The 6490-nt window shown below is 36.6% G+C and carries 9 protein-coding genes; all 9 read right to left on the reverse strand.

Features of this window, described 5'->3' with window-relative positions; genetic code table 11:
• Positions 1 to 307 precede the first annotated feature (307 nt).
• Genes hslO through ABGX27_08415 form a run of 9 tightly spaced genes read right to left on the reverse strand, consistent with a single transcriptional unit; the run spans position 308 to position 6384 of the window.
• The gene (gene hslO, locus ABGX27_08375; protein ID MEO2069502.1) at positions 308 to 1279 is read right to left on the reverse strand and encodes an Hsp33 family molecular chaperone HslO; all 972 of its coding nucleotides are present in this window, start codon (positions 1277 to 1279) and stop codon (positions 308 to 310) included.
• Between the two features lie 16 nt (positions 1280 to 1295).
• The gene (locus ABGX27_08380; protein ID MEO2069503.1) at positions 1296 to 2102 is read right to left on the reverse strand and encodes an MBL fold metallo-hydrolase; all 807 of its coding nucleotides are present in this window, start codon (positions 2100 to 2102) and stop codon (positions 1296 to 1298) included.
• A complete protein-coding gene (gene lpxA / locus ABGX27_08385; GenBank protein ID MEO2069504.1) occupies positions 2099 to 2875 on the reverse strand; it encodes an acyl-ACP--UDP-N-acetylglucosamine O-acyltransferase in 777 nt (258 codons plus the stop codon). Before lpxA ends, ABGX27_08380 begins: the two co-directional genes overlap by 4 nt.
• A complete protein-coding gene (gene fabZ, locus ABGX27_08390; protein MEO2069505.1) occupies positions 2875 to 3312 on the reverse strand; it encodes a 3-hydroxyacyl-ACP dehydratase FabZ in 438 nt (145 codons plus the stop codon). The genes lpxA and fabZ overlap by 1 nt, the downstream gene beginning before the upstream one ends.
• A gap of 3 nt (positions 3313 to 3315) precedes the next feature.
• On the reverse strand, positions 3316 to 3798 hold the full coding sequence (gene ispF / locus ABGX27_08395; GenBank protein ID MEO2069506.1) for a 2-C-methyl-D-erythritol 2,4-cyclodiphosphate synthase: 483 nt from the start codon (positions 3796 to 3798) through the stop codon (positions 3316 to 3318).
• Positions 3798 to 4757 (reverse strand): response regulator, encoded by a 960-nt coding sequence (locus ABGX27_08400; protein ID MEO2069507.1) that lies wholly within the window; start codon positions 4755 to 4757, stop codon positions 3798 to 3800. Before ABGX27_08400 ends, ispF begins: the two co-directional genes overlap by 1 nt.
• The gene (locus ABGX27_08405) at positions 4754 to 5485 is read right to left on the reverse strand and encodes a hypothetical protein (GenBank protein ID MEO2069508.1); all 732 of its coding nucleotides are present in this window, start codon (positions 5483 to 5485) and stop codon (positions 4754 to 4756) included. The genes ABGX27_08400 and ABGX27_08405 overlap by 4 nt, the downstream gene beginning before the upstream one ends.
• A gap of 1 nt (position 5486) precedes the next feature.
• Positions 5487 to 6053 (reverse strand): Maf family protein, encoded by a 567-nt coding sequence (locus tag ABGX27_08410; GenBank protein ID MEO2069509.1) that lies wholly within the window; start codon positions 6051 to 6053, stop codon positions 5487 to 5489.
• Position 6054: 1 nt separating this feature from the next.
• A complete protein-coding gene (locus ABGX27_08415; GenBank protein MEO2069510.1) occupies positions 6055 to 6384 on the reverse strand; it encodes a putative dsRNA-binding protein in 330 nt (109 codons plus the stop codon).
• Positions 6385 to 6490: the final 106 nt, after the last annotated feature.

The raw sequence follows: 6490 nt of genomic DNA on the forward strand, positions 1-6490 counted from the left end.
CCGAATAGTTTAGGCGGTTATTCCACTTAGGATAGGAAAAAGAAAGGGAAAGATTAACTTCCTTGTTCATAACATAATATTTTTTATAATTGTAACCCAAAGTCAGTCTATAAAAGATAATCTTCTCTCTGGAAGTGCCAAAGTCAAAAGCAAAGTAGTCTGCCTTTAGTAGATTTAGCTTAAGTTCTGTAAAAAGAAATGCGAAAAAACTTATTCTCCATATAACATTTTCGTTTATATCATAAGCCCTAACATGTGCAGGAAAGAAACAAATACAGAAGAAAAAAGGAAAAAATTTTTCGTAGATTCATTGATCTTTCTTCCTTTTCTCCTCTAAAAGTTTTTGAAGTTCTTCTTTTGAGAAAAAGTACTCTTCACTACAGAAATTACACTTGATACTTACTCCACCTTCCTTTATAAGTTCTTCTATTTCACTTTCAGGAAATGCCAGAATTCCTCCTTCTGCTACTTCTTTGGAACATTTACACTTGAACGAAAGCTCTTTTAGAGCAAGAAGGTTTGGAGTAAAACCTTCAAAAAGCATTTCCACAATATCTTCAGGCCTTTTACCTTCCTTTATTAAGGAGCTCACAGGAGGTATCTTCTTTACGTTTTTCTCCAATGTTTCTATTGCTTTTTCTGTAGCTCCCGGAAGTGGCTGAACTAAAAAACCTCCAGCTGCTTCTACTTTTCCTGTTTCTCCAACAAGAACACCTATAGAAACAGCACTTGGAATCTGTTCAGATTTTAAAAGATAGTAAGCAATATCTTCTGCTATTTCTCCAGAAACCAAGGGAACGGTACTCTCATATGGAGTTCCAAATCCAAAATCTTTTACAACAGTTAAAGTTCCACTTCCAACAGCTTTTGCAATGTCAAATTTTTTCTTTCCATCTACTTCTTTTACGAAGGTTGGAACATCAGGATTTTGGACAAAACCTCTTACTTCACCTTTAGCGTTTGCTTCAGCTACAACAAGACCTATTGGCCCATTCCCTTCTATCCTTAAAAGAATCCTTTGTTCGGTTCCATGTTTAAGTAAAGAAGTAAGAAGTATTACTCCTGTTAACGCTCTTCCTAAAACTGCAGTAGCAATTGGAGAGGTCTTGTGTTTTAACCTTGCAATTTCACAAAGATTGGTTGTTCTTACAACAAGAGTTCTTAAAGCATCTTTCTTAGGAACAGCAATTACTCCGTAATCTCTATCTAGAAAATAGTTTTTTAAATCATCCTTTACAGAAGAGGTAAGCTCTTTCATAAGTTTTTCTCTATTTTCCATTTTTCCTCCAAAAGTTTTACCTTTGTTTTACAATCTCTAACTTCTCAAGGTCGAAAACCATGTTATCGTGAGCTGCTATAACATTTACGTTCGTTTTTCTTGCTATATCAAAAGCAACTTCCCAAGACTTTCCATCAAGCATAGTTCTCCCAAAGTGAGTAAGAATAGCAACCTTTGGCTTTATTTCTCCTATAATCCTTTCTGCATCAACAGCTGATAGGTGAGGTATCTTTGGATTTGGATCCTTCATCGTAACGTTAAGGATTAACAAATTTTCAGCAATTTTGTATTCTTTTAGAAGTTCATCAAAGTATGCTGTATCTGAGATGTAAGCTATCTTCTTTTTCCACAAGAAAATAACTCCATAAGTTTCAACTCCGTGAACGTTTCGAATAGGAAATAAAACTTTTAACTTTTCACTCAACTCATAAGTCAATCCTTCTTTTATTACTACCGTTTTCTCTATATTTCCTCGAGTAAATTGAAGAACAACCGGATCTTCATCTACAGCATCTTTGGGACAGAAGAGGATTCCTCTTTTTTTCTTTCCCCCAAGGGTCATAGATTCCAAAATATGGTTAACATCCGCACAGTGGTCTAAGTGCCTGTGGGAAAGAATAACTACATCTACCCAGTGGGGCTCTAACCCCTTCTTGTGAGAATGGATAAAAGCTCCAGGGCCGGGATCAACGTGAATATTCAATCCATCAAAATTAAACCAAAGTCCTCCTGCTTGTCTCTGAAAACCAAAAGCTACATAACGGGCACCTGCGGTACCAAGAAAGACGAGTTTGTTTAAAACGGTTTCTTTTGTCAGCTTCAAGCTATGCAAATTCCTCTCTTACTCGTCTTTATGAACTCAAGTAGTTCCTTAACGCAAAGGTATTCTCCAAACTTTTCTTCCACTTCCTTCAAAGAAACTCGGAACGGTAATTCTCCCTTAAAGATAGTATCAAAGGCTTTAGATAAAGCTTTTATTTCCTCTTTTGAGAAACCTCTCCTTTTCAGACCCACTATGTTTATTCCTTCAAGCTTTGCTCTATTACCGGAAGCTAAAGTAAACGGTGGAACGTCTCTATGAACCGCAGAAGCTCCGCCTATCATAGCATGCTTTCCAATTCTTACAAACTGATGGACACCAGTCAATCCACCAATTATGGCAAAATCTTCAACTATTACATGCCCTGCAAGCTGAACCCCATTAGCGACAATAACATTGTTCCCTATATGGCAATCGTGGGCAACATGGGAATAGGCCATTAATAGAACGTTGTCTCCTATCTTTGTAACCATTCCACCGCCTTCCGTTCCACGGTGAATAGTTACATATTCCCTTATTTTCACTCTATTACCAATAATTACTTTTGAAGGTTCCCCTCTATACTTAAGATCCTGCGGTTCTACACCTATAGTAGCTCCAAAGATAAGACATTCTTCTCCTATTGTTGTATCACCCTCTATTACTGCTCCTTGTTTTACAACAGTGTTTTTCCCAATTTTTACATTGCTTCCTATATATGAAAAGGCTTCAACAACTACCCCTTCGTCAAGTTCTGCTCCTTTCTCAACAACGGCAGTAGGATGGATCTTGACCATTACTTCCTCGCAATCATTGCCATAATTTCTGCTTCACAAACCAAATCTTCTCCAACAAAAGCTTTTCCAAGCATTTTAGAAAGTTTTTTCTTAATGGTAGTAGGTTCTAAAACAAACTTTACAGTATCTCCGGGTCTTACAGGCTTTCTAAAACGGGCTTTATCTATTCCCATAAAGTAGATGACGTACTCTTCAGGATCTATGTCAAAAGATTTAAACATAAGAACACAACCGACTTGAGCCATTGCCTCAACAAGAAGAACTCCCGGCATTATTGGATGTCCCGGAAAATGCCCTTGAAAGAAGGGCTCATTCATAGTTACGTTTTTAATTCCAACTATTCTCTTTTTTGGTTCAAACTCAATAATTTTATCTACAAGGAGAAATGGGTACCTGTGAGGAATTATCTTCATAATTTCCATTACGTCCATTACCATAAGTTAACCCTCCACCTTTCTTAAGAGAACAACAGCTTTTGCTGAGATACCTTCTCCTCGCCCTTCAAATCCCAATTTTTCTGTAGTTGTTGCCTTCACCGAAACATTGTCAACTGGGATATTTAAAACGTCTGCTATATTTTCTCTCATCTTCTCCTTGTAAGGAGAAAGTTTAGGCCTTTGGGCTACTACTACAGAATCAACATTTGCAACCTGAAAACCTAAACTTTTAGCCTTTTCATTTACTTCCTTTAAAAGAATCAAACTGGAAATTCCTTTGAACTTCTCATCTGTATCTGGAAAGTGTTCTCCTATATCTCCTAAAGCCAATGCCCCTAAAATAGCATCACATATTGCATGGACAAGAACATCAGCATCAGAATGCCCTTTAAGTCCCTTTTCAAAGGGAATCTCTACCCCGCCAATAATGAGTTTACAACCTTCCTCTAACCTATGGACGTCATAACCTATGCCAACTCTAAACATTAAGCCAACCTACTCTTTATTAGCTTTTCTATTTCCTCTCTTATGACTTTTTCTGCAATTTCAGGAACAACCTCCCAAACGATTTCACGAATAACTTCTTCTACTTTAGATCTAACTTCGTCTTCACTTATGTTTAGCACTGAAGCTGAAGTTGATATTTCATTTTTAACAGGAACAGAATCCTTTGGCTGCAAGTCAGTTTGAGGCTGGGATTGAGGTTGGGGTTCAGGCTGTGGTTGAACTTGCTGTGCCTGCTGAAAGTCAAGAGATGCTTGAGGTTCTATTTGCTGAGGCTGAGAAACAGCTTGAGGCTCAACTTGAGGAATTTCTTGAGGTAAAGAAGGTTCCACACTTGAAACAGGTTCCACAGTAGGTTCTAAAGAAGGTGTCTCCTGAGATGCGGGTTCTATAGTAGGGATTGATTGTGGTTCTGATGACTCAATCTCTACTGGCTGAAGATCTACTGGTTGAGGTTGAAGTTGAGTAGGCTCAGGATCTACTGGTTGTATTTCTAACGCCTGAGTTGAAAAGGTCTCAGCAGGTTCAATAGAAATGGCAGCTGTTTCAGGCTCTACTGGAGTAATAGAAGTACTAGAAACGCTAGGAGTAACTTGAGGTTGTGACATTGCTTTTTCCACAGCAGACAGAAGTTCATCTACTGTGAAAGGCTTCTTTAGAGGAATAGCCCCTAGAGAAGATATTTTAGCTTCATCAAACTCCTCTTTATCATAACCTATAACTACTATAGGAACTTTCCCTTGCACCTGAGATATAACGTCATACGCTGTTCCATCTTGCAAAGAAACGTCAAGGATTAAAACATTTGGACTTTCAGAAGAAACCTTACTTATAGTTTCACTTACAGTATAGGAGTGTTCCACATCAAAGTTTCTTCTTCCAAGCACCATATCGATTAACATGTGCCAGTTTTTCTTGTCATCAGCAAAAAGCACTTTCATCTCTTAACCCCTTCTAGTTCTTTTTTTATACCTGTAAGAACAACAACAAGCTCTTTAGAAGTAATTGCTTGCTTATCAAGATCTTTCAAGAACTCATCCTTATCTTTTTCTTTTAGAAGAGACGCCAGTGCAAGAAGTTCATCTTTCACAGCCCTTGCATTTAGCTCTTTAGCTAACCTTATTGCAGAATCTACGGAATCTATCAAAAACTCTACTTCAAGTGGTGCTTTCTGGGGTTGAGGTGCAGAAGGTTTAGTTTTCTCTTTTTCCTTTTTCATAGCTAAAGCCTGAAGATCAGCTCTAACGATTGTGAGGTTATCGTTAATCTTTGTTAAGATCGATTTATCTATGTTTGGTAAAGAGATCTCCAAACTCCTTAAGGATTCGAGAGCTTTCTCAAATGCTAGCAAACTTCCCGGTGAAAGACCTACCTTCTGGAGTTCACTTTTTAGGCTTTCAATTTCGCTTATAAATTTTTCTATTTCGCTTTTTACCTGAGCTATACTATTTTCTGTAATCTGAGAAAGCAGATTTTTAACTTCACTTTGTAAACTCTGTAACTTAGTAGAAAAGTTTGACAATTTCTTTTCAAGCATAAGTTTTAACTCAGCAGAATCGTCTTTATTTTCTTGTCCTTTACAGGAGAACTTACCAATAAAAAAACCTATTATCATACCAAGAACACCAAAACTAACAGCTACTCCGAGAGTAACTACCCCCAAATCCATTTTATCCTCCATTTTGTAATTCTAAAGAAAGTATATCGTAAATTCTACTTATTGGTAAACCCATAACATTAAAGAAATCTCCTTCTATTCTTTCTATAAAAATTGCCCCTATTCCCTGAATTCCGTAAGCACCTGCTTTATCAAGAGGTTCTTTTGTTGAGACATACCACTCTATTTCAGAAGTTGTAAGTCTTTTAAATTTAACTTTACTTTCCTCAAAAGATGCTAAAAGCTTTCCATTTGGAAAAAGAATCGCAAATCCAGTATAAACTGTATGCCACCTTCCAGAAAGAAGTTTCAAAAATTTAACTGCTTCTTCTTCATTCTTTGGCTTTCCCAAAATTTTCCCATCAAGAACTACTATAGTATCGGCAGCAAGTCCTACTTCATTTTTTTTTAAATCTTCTTTGACACTTAAAACCTTTCTTTTTGCATTTTCAACTGCTGTCTCTACCGGAAAATGAAGGATTACTTCTTCTGTTTTAGCTTTAACAACCCTAAAATCGAATCCAACCATCGAGAGAATTTCTCTCCTCCTTGGAGAAGAAGAAGCAAGCAAAATTTTTATGTTATTTATCATCATTTATTACTCCTAAGACTTTGAGCATTTCTTTTGCTGCCTGTTGTTCTGCGCTTTTTTTAGACTTACCGGTAGAAACTGTTCTTAATTCTTTTACTCTACACTCAACGGTAAAAATCTTCTCATGTTCAGGGCCTTCTTCTTTAATTACCGTATAAGAAGGAATTACTTTGAATTCTCTTTGGGTGATTTCTTGTAAAAAACTTTTGAAATCTTTATAGGTAACTGCCTTATCAAGTATCTCCCAAAGCTTTTCTAAGAAGTTTTTTATAAAAACATCTTTAGCTGTACTTGCATTTATGTATTTGCACAAGCACAACTAATTAAAACCAACTAAAACTAAAAAACTATAAGTATAAAAGGAAAAAGGAAACACTATTCATAAATATATATCATGGCAGGTAAACAAAATGGTCCAAAATTGT

It is taken from the genome of Desulfurobacteriaceae bacterium (genome assembly GCA_039832905.1).
In the GTDB taxonomy this organism is placed as follows: Bacteria; Aquificota; Aquificia; order Desulfurobacteriales; family Desulfurobacteriaceae; genus Desulfurobacterium.

What these genes read in the sequence shown, in the direction of transcription:
- hslO (MEO2069502.1), bottom strand. Translation starts at nt 1,279, where the DNA reads ATGGAAAATAGAGAAAAACTTATGAAAGAGCTTACCTCTTCTGTAAAG.
- lpxA (MEO2069504.1), bottom strand. Translation starts at nt 2,875, where the DNA reads ATGGTCAAGATCCATCCTACTGCCGTTGTTGAGAAAGGAGCAGAACTT.
- fabZ (MEO2069505.1), bottom strand. Translation starts at nt 3,312, where the DNA reads ATGGTAATGGACGTAATGGAAATTATGAAGATAATTCCTCACAGGTAC.
- ispF (MEO2069506.1), bottom strand. Translation starts at nt 3,798, where the DNA reads ATGTTTAGAGTTGGCATAGGTTATGACGTCCATAGGTTAGAGGAAGGT.
- ABGX27_08400 (MEO2069507.1), bottom strand. Translation starts at nt 4,757, where the DNA reads ATGAAAGTGCTTTTTGCTGATGACAAGAAAAACTGGCACATGTTAATC.
- ABGX27_08405 (MEO2069508.1), bottom strand. Translation starts at nt 5,485, where the DNA reads ATGGATTTGGGGGTAGTTACTCTCGGAGTAGCTGTTAGTTTTGGTGTT.